The following is a 17860-nucleotide window of genomic DNA, read 5'->3' on the forward strand; positions in this document are numbered from 1 at the left end:
CGGAAACGAAGATTAGATCAAACTGGCCGGATCACACCGAAACGCGTGGCTGAATGATACCGGAATCGGTGGCCAGACAAACCGAAATACGCACACGGGATAAATTACTGCGCATGAAGGTCTCAGATCAGGCTAGAAAACGCAATTCAAGCCTACCTGAATACTGGGATGTCCGCGCTGTGACTTATGAAATCAATGAGGTTGAGAAGACGGTTTATACTTCCTTGCCGTATGCGAAATTCAATACAGAAATGGTGAGCGAGTTATACCATGAGCGCTGGGAAATCGAACTAGGCTTTAGAGATATAAAAAGCTCAATGAACAATAATGCTCTTACGCTTAGAAGCAAGAAAGTGGAACTGATTTATCAGGAGGTTTGGAGTTTATTGCTAGCCTACAATGTTGTAAGGCGTGAAGCAGGGCAAGCAGCCATTGCTTATCAGAAAGCCCCAAGTGAAATAAGTTTTAAAGCGGCATACTGCTATATTGCGAGTCAGCTCATTGTGATGGCTCAAGCGCAGCCTATATCAAAGACGGGGACTCGCTTAGCGCACCTAAGATCAGGTATTGGAGAGTTGTGTATAAACTACCGTTCTAGGCCTTCCAGACCTAGGACGGTAAAGATAAACAAGACCCGTTATCAGGTGAATCGCAATGCTGCTCCCCTTAAGTGAACAGCATTGCAGCGTGTGCTGGGCTTCTGAGGGTGACCAAGTGAGTATTTTGCTAGGGCAAATTACGCTTGGTATTCGAATGGACGGTCGCCGTTTTCGTCTTTGATGCGAGTTGGCAAGCCCATTTCGTTCAATAGACCTAGGAACGGACGTGGGTCAAGTTGCTCCACGTTACGCATTTCGGCACAGTCCCAAGTGCCGTTGGCAACCAAGATTGCAGCAGCCACTGGCGGTACACCAGCGGTGTAGGAAATGCCTTGGCTACCCACTTCGTTGTAAGCGTCTTTGTGGTCAGCGACGTTGTAGATGAAGACTTCTTTTTCTTCGCCGTCTTTGATGCCTTTAACCACATCACCGATACAAGTCTTACCTGTGTAGTCTGGCGCTAGAGAAGATGGGTCAGGCAGTACCGCTTTTACCACTTTAAGCGGGACGACTTCTAAACCTTCTGCCGTCTTCACTGGCTGTTCAGAAAGTAGACCGAGGTTTTTCAGGACGGTGAAAACGTTGATGTAGTGCTCGCCGAAGCCCATCCAGAAACGTACGTTTGGTACGTCTAGGTTTTGCGATAGGGAGTGTACTTCGTCGTGGCCGCTCATGTAGGAAGTTTGCTTGCCAACTACCGGTAGATCATCGGTACGGCTCACTTCGAACATTTGGTTCACGTTCCACTGGCGGTTCTGCCAAGAGTACACAACACCGGTAAATTCGCGGAAGTTGATCTCTGGGTCGAAGTTGGTCGCAAAGTATTTACCATGACTACCCGCGTTGATATCGATGATGTCGATATCACTTACGCTGTCAAAGTAATGGTTGTAAGCGAGGGCAGCATAAGCGTTTACCACACCTGGGTCAAAACCTACGCCAAGGATTGCGGTTACGCCTTTTTCTTTACATGCATCGCGGCGTTTCCATTCGTAGTTTGCGTACCATGGTGGGGTTTCACAAATTTTGGCTGGATCTTCGTGGATTGCGGTGTCTAGGTAAGCGACACCCGCTTCCATACAAGCTTCCAGTACTGACATATTGATGAAGGCAGAGCCAACGTTGATCACGATTTGTGAATTCGTGTCTTTGATCAGTTTAACCGTAGCGGCAACATCAAGAGCGTCAAGGGCATATGCCTGAATGCGGCCCTCAACTTTCATAGCGCCTTTGTCGAGGACACTGGCAACGATATCTTCGCATTTCGCAACGCTGCGTGAGGCAATGGCGATATCGCCCAGTGTGTCATTGTGTTGGGCGCATTTGTGAGCCACTACGCGGGCTACCCCTCCGGCACCGATAATCAGTACATTTTTTTTCATGTCGTTGCTTTCTCCAGCTTCAGTTGCAATTGGGCAGAATTAGGACAGGTTCTGCGCAAAATCTTGGTAATCAAATTCACGTACCAACTCGATGGTATCGTCTAATTGTTTCACTGCGATGGATGGCATTTTAACGCCATTGAACCAGTTCTTTTTCACCATGGTGTAGCCAGCCGCATCTTGGAACGATAAGCGCTCGCCGACTTGCAGTTCATGGTCGAACTTAAATTCGCCAAAAATATCCCCCGCCAAACAGGACTTACCGCAGATCATGTATTCATGATCCCCTTGGTTTGGGGTCATCTTGGCGGTTTCACGGTAAATCAATAGGTCGAGCATGTGGGCTTCGATGGAGCTATCTACGATCGCCAAATGCTTACCGTTGTAGAGGGTATCGAGCACAGTGACTTCTAGGGTGGTGCTCTTGGTGATGGAGGCCTCACCGGGTTCAAGATAAACCTGCACACTGTACTTCTCAGAGAAGGCCTTGAGTCGAGCACAGAACTGATCCAGCGGGTAACCTTCACCAGTGAAGTGAATGCCGCCACCTAAAGACACCCAGCTTACTTTGGCAAGCAAATGGCCAAAGCGTTCCTCGATGATGTTCAGCATGTCATCGAAGCGGCCAAAGTCACTGTTTTCACAGTTGTTGTGGAACATAAAGCCGGAAATATCGTCGATCACGGCTTCGATTTTCGCTGGGTCCCACTCCCCAAGACGGCTAAACGGACGGGCAGGGTCAGCAATGATGAACTCAGAAGTAGAGACTTGCGGATTCACCCGTAAGCCACGAATGGTGTTGGCACTGGCGTCTTTAAAACGCTCTAGCTGACCGATGGTGTTGAAAATGATCTTGTCGCAGTTGCTGATGACTTCGTCGATTTCGTCATCGGCATAGGCGACGGAATAAGCGTGGGTTTCACCCTGAAACTTTTCACGGCCCAGCTTCACTTCATACAAGGAAGAAGAGGTCGTACCATCCATGTATTCCTGCATTAGGTCGAATACCGACCACGTGGCGAAGCACTTTAATGCAAGCAAAGATTTGGCGCCGGAGTGCTCACGAACATAGGCGATTTTCTTCATGTTCTCGAGCAATTTGGCTTTGTCTATCAGGTAATAGGGTGTTTTGATCATGGCATCAGGCCCAGCTGTTCAAAACGCGCTATTTTAGTGTAATTTCATGACCAAATGCCACACACAAACGGGGAATTTTTGTGTGTTTGGCGTACAGAGGGAATGGCCTGTCGCAGCCTATAAATTCTCATTCTAGCGCTGCGACAGGGGGAGCGATTAGTTTGCCAAGCTTTGCGCCAGTGCGGTTAAGCGTTGTTCTAAAGTGGCAAGCTGTGCGTCCGTTACTTGGGAAACGCAGGCTCTCACCCCATGGATTTGCTCCGAGCCGGTATTGGCTAATGACAATGCGCTAATCCCATGACTTAGCAGGGCCTGCATCAGCTCATCGCCGCTGAGTTGTGGATGGGCGATAGTGAAATAGAAACCATCACTTAACGGCGCACCATTATCCTGATCGTATACCAATTCAAAGCCATGTTGGGTGAACAGGTTTTTCATTATATGGGCGCGCTGCTCATACACTCTGGTCATGGCCAAGAAGGGTAGTGTGCCATCATTGGCTGCTTTGAGCATCGCCGCCAGCCCGTATTGGGTGGAATGGGTAACGCCGGAAGAAAGCCCATGTAACGCCCCGAAAATCATGGCTTTGCCAAAGGTGGTTTGGCCCGTAAAGGGCACAAGCTGTGGGGTGTGGCGATGAAATAACGCGTCTGAGATCACTAGACTGCCAATGCGTTGTCCAGCGTAGCTAAACACCTTGGAGCTAGAAATCAGCAGGATGTAGTTGTCGCTGTAGTGGGCAATCGTCGGCTGATAAGGTGCCTCGCCTGGGGTGCTGTAGTCGCTGCGGTAATCCATGCCGAAGTAGGCCAAGTCTTCAATAACAATTACATCATAGCGGTGAGCCACATCGGCAATAATTTGTAGCTCCTGCTCATCAAAGCAAATCCAGGCAGGGTTATTGGGGTTGGAATACAATAAAGTCGTGTATTCACCAGAACATAAATGGGACTCTAGTGCAGTCCGTAGCTTCTCCCCGCGGTGGGCATAGACATCAAAGCTGCCATACTGCTGACCAATCAAGGTCAATTGCCGTTTCTGATTGGGAAAGCCCGGGTCGATAAACAAGGTTTTGCCATTGGGGCGTAAGCGGTTGGCGATTAAAAAGGTAGCCATCGCCCCTTGGGCTGCGCCAACCGTCGGGAAACAGCCTTCGGCCTTAACTTCTACATTCAAAAATTGACGGCAAAAGCGGCTGATCTCGGCTTTTAACGGCGCGATACCCTCGATCATCGGGTATTTGGCAGCAACGCCGGCGCGCAAGGCATCCACTTCCGCTTCGATACCAATAGTTGGTGCATTGAGGCCCGGAACTCCCATTTCCATACGAATAAAGTCAACACCACTGGCTTGTTCCAGTTTATTAACTAAAGCTACCACCTCGCGAATAGAGGCTTTGGCCAAGGATTGGATGCCGGATTCAGCCGCTATGGTTGTCACTAGGCTAGGTAAAGTAGTCGGTAAAGGCGTCATGGGTTCGGAGTCTTCCTAAATGCTATTTGATTAGCTAATCGAAGCAGGCTTGGCCCAACAAACGAAATAGTAAATTACTGGATGGCCTATAGGTTTTTTCTTGATGCTTTTGGAGGCAAGGAGAGTGCTTTCGATAACGTATTGAAATTATTGTGAAAAATGTCTTTCGACAGGATGTGGGTGAAAGCGTTTCTCCGCCTCTAATCAGTTTGTTGCATAGCGTAATGCGAAAAACTCGTGCCAGCCCAAGCGCTTTGACAACACAAACTCGACCAAGCGTTACAAAATTTTCCCTTGTGCCATTGTCATTCGGCTAAAACTTGATCTATTATTAGTTTGGTCTAATGTTATAAGCATATGAATAATAGTTATAAAAATGCAGCGTTGTGTAATACGGAGGTTCCATAACGTATTTGAGAGAACAACGGAGTCAACCCATGCAAAATAATAATGAAAACGCCACTTCCGAAACTGTATCAGTCACTCCAAGCCAACAATTTGATGTGGTTATTGTTGGCGGTGGAGCAGGTGGAATCTCGGTTGCGGCCAGTTTGTTGAAACGCCAACCTGGGGTAAGCATCGCGATTATTGATCCTGCTTCAGAGCATTCCTATCAGCCCGGTTGGACTTTAGTGGGCGGTGGAGTGTTCAAACGTGAAGATACGCGCCGCCCCATGGCAAGCTTGATTCCCCATGGTGTGACCTTTATTCCAGCGGCAGTAACGACCTTTCATCCAGACAGTAATGCCGTGTCGACCGATGACGGTAAAGTCCTAGGCTACCGTACTCTAGTGGTCTCCCCTGGTCTGAAACTCAATTGGGAGGCGATTCCGGGACTTAAAGAAACTTTAGGCAAAAATGGCGTCACCTCCAACTACAGTTGGGATACGGCCCCTTACACTTGGCAAAATGTGCAGCAGCTTAAACGTGGTAAAGCGATTTTCACTCAGCCGCCGATGCCAATTAAGTGCGCCGGGGCACCGCAAAAAGCCATGTATCTGTCCTGTAGTGAGTGGCAGCGCCAAGCCATTTTGAAAGATATCGATGTGGAGTTCTGTAACGCCGGAGGTGTGCTCTTCGGTGTGGCGGATTATGTGCCGGCGTTAATGTCTTATATTGATCGTTACGACATTAACCTCAGTCTGGGACAGAATTTGGTGGCAGTGGATGGCGAGCGCAAAATCGCTACCTTTGAAACCACCGACGCGGACGGCAACAAAACTCGTATCGAGAAAGAGTTCGATATGTTGCATGTGTGTCCGCCCCAATGTGCGCTAGATTTTATCAAGAATAGCCCGTTGAGCGACGATGCTGGCTGGTTTGACGTTTACCCAGACACCCTGCAACACAAGCGCTATGACAATATTTTTGGCCTTGGGGATGGCACGAACACCCCGAACGCGAAAACCGCGGCAGCGGTACGGGCTCAGGCTCCTGTGGTGGCTGAAAACGTGTTGTCTGTCTTGGTTAAACAGTCGCCGAGAGCCATTTACGATGGTTATGGTTCCTGCCCTCTGACGGTAGAACGGGGCAAGATCGTACTCGCCGAGTTTTGTTATGGTGGAAAGGTCAAACCCTCTTTTCCTACCTGGTTTATCGATGGAACTCAGCCAAGTTATTTAGCTTGGTTGTTGAAAGAAAAAACCTTGCCCTGGGTCTACTGGCAAGGAATGTTGAAAGGCCACGAATGGCTTGTTGCGCCGCAAATTAGCGCCCAGCCACCGCGGCAATTACAAAGTGCTTAACCAATAACGGAGCTGTTATGAAAGCAAATATGTGTGGATTGGATCGAGTATTGCGAATTGGCTTGGGTGGAACGTTAACCTTGTTAGCGTTAACGGGCCAAATTGGGATGTGGGGTTGGATCGGTCTAGTGCCACTGGTGACAGGGATAGTATCGGTGTGTCCGCTTTACACAGTACTGGGGATTCGTACCTGCAAGAAATGTAACTAAGTGTAATAGTTCTTCAGTTTGAGCCATACCTGTGATGTCTAGTGTCGCGGTATGGCTTTTTTGTAACAATTTGCATCAAATGGTAGAGATTTTGCATTCTGGTTTAGCTAGTCATCTGCATTTGATAGAACTAGTGTTATACTTTGCTTGTATAGAATTTTACAAAAGATTACACAGCTTTCTCTTCAGGAACCTCGGCATCCTACAACATGGCTCGAAGCTTATTTCATCGCATTACCCGCCACGCGTCTTATTCTAGTTTTAGCGTATTCGCAGCTTCGCTACTGGTTGGTTTCCTAGTTCTGAATCAGAGTAACGAGCAATACGAAGAGATTCAGCGCGCCGATGCGCTAATTATTGCTCAGAATAAAGCTTCGCTCATCGAAAACCAGATTATCCAAAATGTGTCTGCGAATTATACCTTGGGCGCACTGGTGCAAGAGTTTGGTGGGCACACTTATTGGTTTGACGATGTGGCTGAAAGCATACTTGAGAGTCACACCAGTATATCCTCCGTTTCGCTTTCCCCTGGCGGCATTGTCACTAAGGTATACCCTCTAGAAGGCAATGAGGCACTGTTAGATTTCAATCAGCTTGAAGACAAAAAGCAACGGGCGGAGGTCGTCCAAGCTAGACTTGACCAAAAGTTAACACTGGCTGGCCCCTTGGAGCTCGTTCAGGGTGGTATTGGTGTCGTCGGGCGTCTTCCTGTGCGTGTCCATGACCGCTGGGGTAATGATGCTTTCTGGGGGTTCACTAATGTTGTTATTGAACTTTCAGAGTTATTGGCTCACTCGAATATTAAATCACTTGAACAGCAAGGCTATTTCTATCGTTTGGTGCGCTTACGAGACGAAGCGGTACTAGACAATATTACGGTGGCTAGCAATGCTGGGTTAGAATCGTTAGTTGACCCTGTTACGGTGCAAATTTCGCTACCCAATTCCACTTGGGGTCTTGGGATTGTGCCAAAGCAAGGATGGCTGCCACTGAGTCGTACGTTAAATGGTATCGCGATTGTAGTTGCTGTGGCGCTGGTATTGGCGCGACTCGCTTGGTTAGCGAGTAAAGCAAAGATCAACCGTGAAGAATTGCGGCAGCTGTTGCAACAACGTACTGCTCAGATGGACCTGACCAATCATCGTCATTTGAGTACCCTAAGAGCGCTGCCTGACTATTTGTTGGAGCTTGATGAAGATGGCATCATTACCTTCTTACATACGCCTCAAGACGAAGCGGCCCACTTGGCTGTATTTAGAGTCGGTGCGACTGCGGCAGCCATGTTCTCAAAGCAAGCTCGCTCTACCTTTGAATCCGCGCTAAATCACGCTCGCACTGTTGGTCAGGCGCGGGGGATCGTGTTTGATGTTCATCATGGGGATCAAAAGCGTTGGTTTGAGCTGTCGATTGTCTATAACCAGCCTAATGTGGAGCGCCCTTATTATGTGGTGTTGGCGCGAGACGTGACCGAGCGCCATAAAGCAGAAGAAGATCTGCAGATCGCAGCAACAGCGTTTAACTGTCAAGACGGCATTCTAATTACCAATAAACGCCATGAAATCATCCGTGTTAACTCCTCTTTTGAGTGGATCTCTGGTTTCAAACAAGAAGAAGTGATTGGGCGCAGCCCCAATATTCTCCGTTCTGGGCGCCATGACGATAATTTCTACCAGATGATGAACCAGCGTTTAGAGACAGAGGGCGCTTGGCACGGGGAAATTTGGAACAAGCGTAAAAATGGGGAGATATACCCAGAACGCTTAAGTATCTCCAGTGTTAAAAACTGCGCCGGAGAGATAACACATTTTGTGGCGACGTTCCGAGATATTAGCGACGAGAAGGCTAACCAACGGCGCATTCAGCAGCTGCATTATTACGACCCACTGACACAGCTTCCTAACAAAACCCTACTGTTAGAAGAAATGGATCACTTGATCGATGATGTCAACTTGGGGTTACGTCGTAGTGCGGTATTGTTTATCGATATCGATGAATTTAAAGTCATCAATGATGTATATGGTCACAACATGGGCGACCTATTGCTACAGCAGGCCGCTAGCCGTCTATTGGATTCGGTACGTCCCAAAGATATTGTTGCCCGTTTCGGTGCGGATGAGTTTGTGGTTGTTCTCGAAGACGTGGATGCTTCCATGAGCCCAGAACGTATCGCGTACCGGGCTCGTCATGTGTCGAATCGTATCTTGGATGTCATGGCAACCCCTTTTGAACTTGAAGATATCACCTGCAATGTGACTGCAAGTATTGGTATCTGTTTCTTTGGTAAAGACAGCGCGGTGGCCTTGGATATTATCAAACAGGCAGAGCTTGCCATGTACGAAGCCAAAGGCGCAGGGCGTAATCAAAGTTGTTTCTACTTGCCCAAAATGCAACAACGTATCTTGGAGCGGGTTGAGATGGATAGCGACTTACGTCGTGCCATGATGAATCACGAGTTTTTGCTGCATTTCCAGCCCCAATGGAATGCAGAGCGAAAAATGGTCGGTGTTGAGGCATTGGTACGCTGGTTACACCCAGTCAAAGGCATGATACCGCCGGGGCAATTTATCCCCTTTGCTGAAGAGTCACGCCTGATCTTGCCACTTGGGGATTGGGTACTAATGGCGGCCTGCCAGACCAAAGCGCGTTGGTTAAAAGAGGGTTATCTTGATGATGTGGTCATGGCGGTTAACGTCAGTGCGATGCAGTTTGCCCAAGAGGACTTTATCGACAAGGTGGGTAAAGCTCTTGCTCATACCCTAGTGCCACCCCATCTGATCCAGCTTGAGCTTACCGAAAGTATGCTCGTGCATGATCAAGAAGACGTGATTCAAAAAATGCGCTCACTGAAAGAGTTGGGTGTACTCATTTCATTGGATGACTTCGGTACGGGATATTCTTCTCTATCCTATTTACAGCAGTTACCTATCGATCAACTCAAAATCGACAAGTCGTTTGTTGCGCGGGTGATGGACAGCAAGCGGGGGGCTTCGATTGCTGCTTCTATCATCGGGTTGGGGCATAACTTAGGCATGGAGGTTATCGCTGAAGGGGTTGAGGAAGATGCTCAGTTCCAGTGGTTGAAACAGCAGGGATGTGACTTATTTCAAGGTTATGGTTTGTCTCGGCCATTAGAAGAAAAAATACTTATAGGTTCTTTTGTTAAACAGGTATGATGACGGGGTAATCTACCTAGAAGGACTGTCATCTTGGCTCGTTGGGGACTGCGGTGGAAATCCGTCATCGCATTAAGCATCACAGCACTGATCGTAACTATTGCTGCCTTGCTCATTGGTTGGTTGCTGATTAGTGAAGGCCGTGAGTACTCTGCTCGCACCTATGTCACCAATTTCACCGAATTGAACTATCAGAAAGTTCTGACGCCCGTTCGTCGTGAAATTGCGCTAGTAGAACGCTTTGTCGATTTATCTTCGATAAAAGCGTGGATGGCGTCACCGTCTGCCAATTCGGTGACGGCGGCATTTTATCAAGATGTGAATGGTTTTAAGCAGGCCTTCTCGAACCAAACTCTCTTCTTTGTGGCAGATGCCGACCTTAACTATCATTTTTACGATAATCAACTCCCCGTCGACGGCACACCACGTTACCAACTTTCCGAATCAGACATCACCAATCGGTGGTATTTTCAATTCAAAGACGGTCAACTGCCACTAGATATCAATATTGACTACAGCGAACAGCTCAATCTAACCAAAATATGGATAAACGCCCGGGTGCAAGATAACGGGCGCTTTCTAGGGATTGCAGGCACGGGCTTTGCCCTCGATGAATTTGTAAAAGAATTTACCCAATCTCCCGCTCCGGGTGTTCAGCCTTTTATATTAGAGGCCACGACAGGAGCTATTAAAGTCCATCCTGACCGCTCGTTGATTGCTTTCGATGACATCAATTCACGCAATGAAGGTGGCTCAATTTACTCCCTTGTTGATGGCAACGCTTCCATAAAGGCAGTGAATGACCTTATAAAAGAAGCTAAGACTGGTGGTGCAATTGTTATCAAAAGCTTGCGTTTAGATAATAAAGACCACTTATTAGCCGCTCACTATCTTCCAGAATTAGACTGGTTGGTGATGACCAGCGTGAGTTTAGAAGATGTGCGCTTGCTGAATACCGATATGTTAATGGGGATCGGCGCGCTGTTTGTGTTGCTGATTCTATTAGTGCTTGGGTTGGTGGCCTTTCTAGTGGAGCGTCTAATTATCCGTCCGATTCGTCAGTTGCAACAATCTGCTAATGCCATTGCCCGTGGGGCTTATGAGGTGCGTATCCCTACTTATCATGATGATGAAGTGGGTGATCTCAGTCGAGCCTTCAATAAAATGGCAGCGCAGGTTGCGGAGCACACCACACTGCTAGAGGCAAAGGTAAAAGAGCGGACCTTGGCATTGGAGCAAAGCAATCGCTTAGTGCAAGAAGCCAATCGCAAGTTGGGGGACTCCATTGATTATGCGAGTTTGATCCAGCAGGCAATTTTGCCTGACCGCGTAATGAGTCAGCGTCTTGGCCAAGGTTACAGTGTGTTGTGGCGTCCAAGGGATGTGGTTGGCGGTGACTTCTATGTTTTCCATGACCATCAAGATGGTTATCTCGTCGGGATTATTGATTGCGCCGGTCACGGTGTGCCGGGCGCATTAATGACCATGTTGGTTAGAGCTGCGGTAGACCGAGCCATTCATGAGTTAGGGGTGCAAAATCCTGCTAAGCTGCTACAACATATAGATAGCACGGTCAGAAACATGCTGAATGAAGAATCTGTGTCGGCCCGCGTGGCAACAAATGCCGATGCGGGTCTAGTGTTTATTCCTAAGCAAGGTAGCAAGCTGCGTTTTTCCGGTGCGAAAATACCTTTATATCGGGTGATCAATGGTGCAGTAGAGCGGATTAAAGCATCTCGTCGAGCGTTAGCGGATGGCAAGGTTGGTGAATTTGAGAACGTTGAAATAGATGGCCGCAATGCTACTTTCTGTCTTACAACAGATGGCTTCTTGGATCAGTCCGGTGGGTCCAAGCGTTTTGGATTTGGCAATAAACGATTTGAGCAGCTTTTGCTAGAGTGTAGCGAACTGGGTCTTGATGATCAGATACAACAGTTAGAACAGTCTTTGCTCGAATATATGGGGGACAACTCCCAGCGTGATGATATTACGCTATTGATGTTCCGAGTCACTGGCATAGGAAAGGAGGAACAACATGTTAGCACCTGATCTTTATAGTCTGAGAGAGCACTTCGACCAAGAGAGAATATTGCTGTGTTTTAATGGTCCAATTTCGCGAAGTTTGATCGAAGAAATTGGCAACGCACTGCGCAATTATATGAAAACTGAGCAAACATCCCCCGGCTCGGCTATGGATGTTTTTGCGGTATACATTGAGCTCACCCAAAATATTCGCCACTACGCCAGAGATCATCAGTTTTCCGGGGCGGATACCGCCACTGTGATGGTGAGTTTTAGAGATGGGCATTACCATGTCGCGGCTGGCAATATGGTAAGACGCGAAGATGGTGATTTTTTATTAAAGCAGGTTGAAGAATTAGCCAGTTTAGATAAAACTGAACTAAAATCACGCTACAAACAACAGTTGCGTCAGCCACGGGATCAAGAAGCCGCCACCGGAGCAGGTCTAGGGCTGATTGATATGGCTCGCAAGGCCACGGCACCGATACAAGCTAGCCTTAAACCTCTAAACGATGGCTTCGCCTTTTTAAGCATTTCTGTACAAATTTGAGATTCGTAATTCTATGAATGATATTAATATTGCCGCAACCTCTTCCACACCGCTCATTGAAACGGATTTTGCTGGTGGTAGCGTATTTATGGAAGGGGATTCTTATCCAGAGAACTCCTTCGAATTTTATGAACCACTGGTGCAGTGGGTAAGCAGTTATCTAGAAAACCGGAGTAATCTGGTATTAGAACTTTCATTGCTTTACCTGAATACCAGCAGTATCAAAATCATGATGGATATTTTTGATATGCTGGAAGAAGCCCATACGGCTGGTAAAGATGTCACGGTAAATTGGCGTTACGATCTCGAAAATGAGCGTGTGGCGGAATTGGCGGAAGAGTTTAAAGAAGACTGTAGTTTCTCGTTCAACATCATAGGTGAAGAATGAAAGTAGATGTTAAAGCGTTGGAGCAACGGGTACAGGCCGCGTTAGAAAATTCCAGTAATCAGGAAAACCCACTGTATGAAGTGCTGAATGATTTATGGCAGTACAATCAAACCCAGTGGCAACGTGCCGAACAAGTCATCAAAATGTCCGATGCCTACCAGGACATGATGTTGCGCCGAGAACGCAGTTTAGCAGCTCGTTTTGACAAGCATTTGCGTCAGTTAGAAAAAATGGCACGCATCTCAGACCGCTACCAGCACGCCATGCGAGAAGCTAACCAAGAATTGGAGCGAGCTTCGACCATTGACCAACTGACCGATCTACCCAACCGCCGCAGTATGATGCGTTTGCTGTCTCGGGAAGTGGAACAGGGCCATGATGACCTCAAAGTGGCGATGGTGGACATCGATTACTTTAAGCGTATTAATGACCAATATGGTCACCTAGCGGGTGATGAAGTCCTCGTGATGATCAGCGATATCATGTTATCCACCCTAGGTGACCGAGGAACATTGGCTCGTTGGGGTGGGGAAGAGTTTATTATTCTGTTTAATGATGAACCGCAAGCAAACGTGATTCACTGTCTCAATGAGTTAGTTAAGGCCGTTAGATCCAGCGAAATCGATATTTTTGACGGTGCCGTTATTCGTACCAGTATCAGTGTGGGTCTGACGCAATTTTTCCCCGGTGATACGGTGGATAGTCTGATTGGTCGTGTCGATCAGGTCATGTATCAGGCGAAGAACAGTGGTCGTGGCTGTATCTGTACTGACCTGAGTGAAAACACTGCTGTATATGCTTAATCAAGACGATTAAGTGTTAGACATTAGTCTTATTTATCTGGTGTAAGCCGTCCGCAATAGACGAAGATGAAAGCATCCCGACAACAACAATCACAGGGTGCTCTCATGGCGGCAATTGATATACCGGAAGTTCTCAAATTCATAGATAGTACTCCTCCTTTTTCTGGCTTAACCACGGCCCAGCAAAAACAGCTTCTTCAAGGTGTTCAAGTCACCTACGCCCGTCAGGGTGAAAAACTCAATCTGACCGGTGATTTGGCTACATTGCACCTAATTCGTCGTGGCGCCTGTGAAATTCGCTCGGCCCAAGGTGCCTTGGTGGACCGTATCGCAGACGGGGAGTGCTTCGGCGTTGCCACTGTCTTGGAAGAAAACCCGGAAGGGTTACAAATTGTCGTATTAGAAGACAGCCTGTTTTACCGCTTTAAGCGAGATGGCTTTCAGCAGGTGATGCAAGCCGATGAAGATTTTGCCCTGTTTTTTACCCACACCCGTACTAATCGTTTACGCAAACTTTCTCGCTCCGAAGCGGCTGACCTTGCCACGCCGGCGCTGCAACTGTCGACACCGATTAAGCAGGTCATGACCCGTGCGTTGGTAACGGCAACCCCAAAAGATACGATCCAAGCCGCAGCGGCTACCATGACAGAGGCTCGGGTAAGCTCAATTCTGGTGGTTGAGGATAACAAACTGGTTGGCATCGTTACGGATCGAGATTTGCGCTCTCGGGTGTTGGCGGTGGGCTTGTCTGCGGATGTTACTCTTGCGGAAATTATGACCAAAGATCCTGCCTATTTAGGGGAGGATTACTTAGTCATGCAAGCCCAGACCTTGATGAGTGAGCATAATATTCACCATTTGCCGATTGTAGATAGCCAGCAAGCGCCGGTTGGCATGCTAACCGCAGCGGACTTGTTGCGTCATCAGGAGTTGAGCCCAATCCTCTTGATCAACCAGTTACATAGGCAAAACAGCATTGCAGACTTGGTGCGAGTATGTCGCCAGTTCCCGACTCTAGTGGTGAATTTGATTGCTACCGATATGCCGCCGTCCGATTTGGGTAAAGTCATTGCTGCCATCAGTGATAGCCTCACCCGGCGCTTGATAGAGCTGGCCTTCGAGCGATTTGGTCGCCCTCCCATGCCATTCCAATTTTTGGTATTTGGTTCCCAAGCGCGTCAGGATCAATCCTTGGGTAGCGATCAGGATAATGGTTTGATGCTCTCCCGGACTCCCACGACCGATGAAGCGGCCTACTTTGCCCAGATTTCTGAATTTATTTGTGACGGTCTCGCCCAGTGCGGCATTAAGCTTTGCCCTGGGAATATTATGGCAACCAACCCGAAATGGCGGCTCACCCAAGAGGGCTGGAAGAAGGAGTTTATCAATTGGGTGCAGTCCTCTGCCCCTAGTGCGCTGCTGCAGGCGAGCATTTTCTTTGATATCCGCTGTGTCTATGGCGCCCAAGAGCCAGTGGATGAAGTAATTGTCGCCATGCAGGCGGAAGTCGCCAAGAACAGCCTATTCCATGCGACCTTGACCAAGAGCGCCTTAACCTCTAAGCCTCCCATCGGCTTCTTCCGTAACTTCCTACTGGAATCCTCTGGCGAACATAAACATCAAATGGATTTGAAACATCAAGGTCTTGCTCTGATTAACGATTTAGCGCGCATTTATGGCTTGGCTTGTAAGCGTTATAAAGTGTCTACCAAAGCACGGCTAGAGCAGGCCTCCCGGGAAAAGCTATTGTCCAGTGATGTGGCACGTAACCTAATGGAAGCTTGGGACGAGCTTAATGGGCTACGGTTAGAAGCCCAACGCCGCCATTTTCAAGCCCATGGGGAAGCCAGTGCTTATGTGGACCCGAGTGAGCTAAGCCCGCTGGAGCGTAAACACTTGAAAGCCACCTTTGCCATCATTTCCGAGGGGCAAAGCGCTGCCCAGCAACGTTTTGCACGGGGTTACGCCTAATGGTTAAAAGCATGTTACGTGCTCTGTCCGATTGGCACCAACACCGCAAACAGGCGGATACAGATTGGAAAAATTGGACCTACATGGTACTGGATATGGAAACCACCGGGCTGGACCCGAAGCAGCATCAGGTGGTCAGTCTTGGCTGGGTATTGGTCGAAAATGGCGCTATTTTACTGGATAGTGCCCAGCACATTGTGTTGCAAGGGGCCGAGATAGACCCGGAAACGGTGGCGATACATATGATCACCGATCAAGATGTGGAAGAACTGGGGCGTAACCAAGCGAGTGTACTACGTTACTTGCGTCAATTGATAAAGGGCAAAGTGCTCGTGGCTCACCATGCCCCTATTGAACTGGGTTTCCTAAAACGTCTTTGGGGGACGCAACCGATGCCAGATTTATCCGTGCAGTGGCTTGATACGCTGGCATTAGAACGAACTAAGGCGGAACGCAAAGGTGCGATTATTCAAGAAGGGGGATTCCGTTTAGGAGCCTGTCGGGAACGCTATGGTTTACCGGACTACAATGGTCACGATGCCCTAACCGATGCCCTTGCCACCGCTGAGCTGCTATTAGCGCAAATCGCTCACCAACCCACCTCACCAACGCTGATGGAACTCACTAAGGCGGGTGGTGGTTTGACACGCTTACAGAGTAAGTCAACTTAAAGCGGGGTGTGGTTGCGCCCCGGTATTCACTGTCGCAGGTTCTGTTGCCAAATGTCTTGGTTGTTCAGACCAATGAATCAGGCTTAGCTCGCCACTGGGGGATTCCACCAGAGCGGTGCAATGCTCTACCCAATCGCCGTCATTGCAATACAAGGTATTGTCTTGCAGTTGGAATCGGGCAAAGTGAATATGGCCGCCAATGTAACCATCTAGCTTCATACTCCTAGCGGACTTAATAGCCGCGGTTTCAAAGCGCTGGATGAACTCCTGTGCTTTGCCGATATGGCTTTTGATAAAACCAGCCAGTGACCAATAAGGCAAACCAAGCCAGCGTCGTATACGATTGATGTGGCGATTGACGGCGAGCATAAAACCATGGGCTTGATCGCCAATGGCGAGCATCACCGGTGAGATTTTCACTAACTGATCGAACTCATCACCGTGGCTGACTAAAAAGCGTCTACCATCGGCGGTGGTGTGGATCGTCTGTCGTTCAATGCGAACACCAGATAGGGTTTGCCCACAGAATTTGCGAAAAAAAGCATCGTGATTACCGGGGATATAAATCACTTCCGTGCCGCTGGCTGCCTTATGTAATAAGGTCTCGATAATGCGTTGATGTTCATGGGGAAAATGCGCCTTCTTACGCATTTCGATTAAATCCACGATGTCGCCAACTAAATAAATGCGATCAGTGGTAATTTGTTGCAGAAAGTCTTGCAAGTGATGTGCTTGGCAGGCTTTTGTACCTAAGTGTACGTCGGATATAAAAACGGAGCGGAAGGTTCTTTTCATCTATATCACCTCTGTCGATAACGCCAAGATTAGGCAGCAGAGGTGACGAAACGATGAAAGCTAGATGTAGTTTTTGTTAGAATTCAAGGCGATTGTCTACTGCGCGCGAGCTGCCGGTGTAGCCGTGTTGATAAGGTTGCAAATAGACAACATTACCTCCCTTCTGCTTGGCGGACTTTTTCGCCTTGGCGGCGAGCTCTGCCACAAAGTGGTGACTATCGGACTCGCAGGGATTGGGGTTTACCACGCCGATAGCGAGGGACAGAATCGGGTGGAAGCGCAGTTCCCCTTCACGGTTTTTGGTCCATACGCCCCCTTCGCGGCGAGTATTTTCATCGTACAGCTCCAGCACATTGTTATTGAAGCTGTTAAGAATCCGTTCACACTGTTGTTGCCAGTCTTGGTCTCCGAATACCACCACAAAATCATCGCCACCGATATGTCCAATGAAGTTGTTGTCACCGGTGACTTCTTCTTTAATGATGCTTCCGAGCATTTGGATAACCGTATCGCCCTTGGCATAACCAAAGTAGTCGTTAAAAGGTTTGAAATCGTTTAAATCGAAATAGGCGACAAAAAAATCATCGCCGTTGCTCAGGCGTCGGTCTACTTCCCGATGAATGGGTACATTGCCCGGTAGCAGAGTTAACGGGTTCGAGTAGGTAGCATTCTGGATTTTAAGTTCGGTGATGCGTTTCAGTAGGTCTTTCAGATGCCCTGTACCTAAATAATAACCGCCGCGCACGATCAGGATGTCGTTGTTAACCACATCGCTATCTTGTTCCGTGAGTAGGGTTTGCAACTGTTGCTGATTTTATGTTACTGTATGTATATGGCTGTGTTGTAGTTAGGTGTTGGTCATAGCAGCAAACAGCAGACCTTGATCTGACTTTTCATTCTGCTTCATATACCGGAACCAGCTGAGATAGTGGGGTAGATATT

Annotated in this window: 14 protein-coding genes and 1 pseudogene; 10 read left to right on the forward strand and 5 right to left on the reverse strand. The window is 48.2% G+C overall.

The features are described 5' to 3' along the window. Positions 1-53: 53 nt before the first annotated feature. Positions 54-674: pseudogene (locus tag FJM67_RS15455) on the forward strand (transposase); the annotation flags it as partial. Between the two features lie 62 nt (positions 675-736). Here FJM67_RS15455 and FJM67_RS15460 read toward each other — a convergent pair. The 3 genes from FJM67_RS15460 to FJM67_RS15470 form a co-directional block, all read right to left on the reverse strand. Continuing rightward, positions 737-1981, reverse strand: coding sequence for a saccharopine dehydrogenase family protein (locus FJM67_RS15460; protein WP_140591193.1), 1245 nt, complete (start codon positions 1979-1981; stop codon positions 737-739). 39 nt (positions 1982-2020) lie between these two features. After that, positions 2021-3118 (reverse strand): carboxynorspermidine decarboxylase, encoded by a 1098-nt coding sequence (nspC, locus tag FJM67_RS15465; RefSeq protein WP_140591196.1) that lies wholly within the window; start codon positions 3116-3118, stop codon positions 2021-2023. A gap of 156 nt (positions 3119-3274) precedes the next feature. Then, on the reverse strand, positions 3275-4591 hold the full coding sequence (locus tag FJM67_RS15470) for an aminotransferase class I/II-fold pyridoxal phosphate-dependent enzyme (RefSeq protein WP_140591197.1): 1317 nt from the start codon (positions 4589-4591) through the stop codon (positions 3275-3277). Positions 4592-5028: 437 nt separating this feature from the next. On the opposite strand from FJM67_RS15470, the gene FJM67_RS15475 reads away from it, so the two are divergent. The 9 genes from FJM67_RS15475 (at position 5029) to FJM67_RS15515 (ending at position 16123) form a co-directional block, all read left to right on the forward strand. Continuing rightward, complete coding sequence (locus tag FJM67_RS15475; protein ID WP_140591199.1) at positions 5029-6336, forward strand: NAD(P)/FAD-dependent oxidoreductase; 1308 nt, start codon at positions 5029-5031, stop codon at positions 6334-6336. Between the two features lie 17 nt (positions 6337-6353). Next, positions 6354-6545, forward strand: coding sequence for a YgaP family membrane protein (locus FJM67_RS15480; protein ID WP_140591201.1), 192 nt, complete (start codon positions 6354-6356; stop codon positions 6543-6545). A gap of 209 nt (positions 6546-6754) precedes the next feature. After that, entirely contained in the window at positions 6755-9718 is a 2964-nt protein-coding gene (locus FJM67_RS15485; protein WP_140591202.1) for a bifunctional diguanylate cyclase/phosphodiesterase, read from the forward strand. Between the two features lie 33 nt (positions 9719-9751). Then, positions 9752-11767, forward strand: coding sequence for a biofilm regulation protein phosphatase SiaA (gene siaA / locus FJM67_RS15490; protein WP_140591204.1), 2016 nt, complete (start codon positions 9752-9754; stop codon positions 11765-11767). Further along, positions 11754-12290: a biofilm regulation protein kinase SiaB gene (siaB, locus tag FJM67_RS15495; protein ID WP_140591206.1), complete on the forward strand. Its 537-nt coding sequence runs from the start codon at positions 11754-11756 to the stop codon at positions 12288-12290. Before siaA ends, siaB begins: the two co-directional genes overlap by 14 nt. Before the next feature lie 13 nt (positions 12291-12303). Then, on the forward strand, positions 12304-12678 hold the full coding sequence (gene siaC, locus FJM67_RS15500) for a biofilm regulation phosphoprotein SiaC (RefSeq protein WP_140591208.1): 375 nt from the start codon (positions 12304-12306) through the stop codon (positions 12676-12678). Next, positions 12675-13481, forward strand: a complete 807-nt coding sequence (locus tag FJM67_RS15505) for a diguanylate cyclase (RefSeq protein WP_140591210.1) — start codon at positions 12675-12677, stop codon at positions 13479-13481. The genes siaC and FJM67_RS15505 overlap by 4 nt, the downstream gene beginning before the upstream one ends. 105 nt (positions 13482-13586) lie before the next feature. Next, positions 13587-15452 carry a DUF294 nucleotidyltransferase-like domain-containing protein gene (locus FJM67_RS15510; RefSeq protein ID WP_140591212.1) on the forward strand — a complete coding sequence of 622 codons (1866 nt, stop codon included), beginning with the start codon at positions 13587-13589 and terminating at the stop codon, positions 15450-15452. Positions 15453-15463: 11 nt separating this feature from the next. After that, positions 15464-16123 carry a 3'-5' exonuclease gene (locus FJM67_RS15515; RefSeq protein ID WP_235890087.1) on the forward strand — a complete coding sequence of 220 codons (660 nt, stop codon included), beginning with the start codon at positions 15464-15466 and terminating at the stop codon, positions 16121-16123. On the opposite strand, the gene FJM67_RS15520 is transcribed toward FJM67_RS15515, so the two are convergent. Together FJM67_RS15520 and FJM67_RS15525 are read right to left on the reverse strand one after the other, a co-directional pair. Beyond that, positions 16115-16918 carry a UDP-2,3-diacylglucosamine diphosphatase gene (locus tag FJM67_RS15520; protein ID WP_140591215.1) on the reverse strand — a complete coding sequence of 268 codons (804 nt, stop codon included), beginning with the start codon at positions 16916-16918 and terminating at the stop codon, positions 16115-16117. The genes FJM67_RS15515 and FJM67_RS15520 overlap by 9 nt on opposite strands. 76 nt (positions 16919-16994) lie before the next feature. Further along, complete coding sequence (locus FJM67_RS15525; protein WP_140591217.1) at positions 16995-17720, reverse strand: diguanylate cyclase; 726 nt, start codon at positions 17718-17720, stop codon at positions 16995-16997. Positions 17721-17860 lie beyond the last annotated feature (140 nt).

The sequence above is a fragment of the Maribrevibacterium harenarium genome (genome assembly GCF_006385675.1).
GTDB classification, from domain to species: domain Bacteria; phylum Pseudomonadota; class Gammaproteobacteria; order Pseudomonadales; family Marinomonadaceae; genus Marinomonas; species Marinomonas harenarium.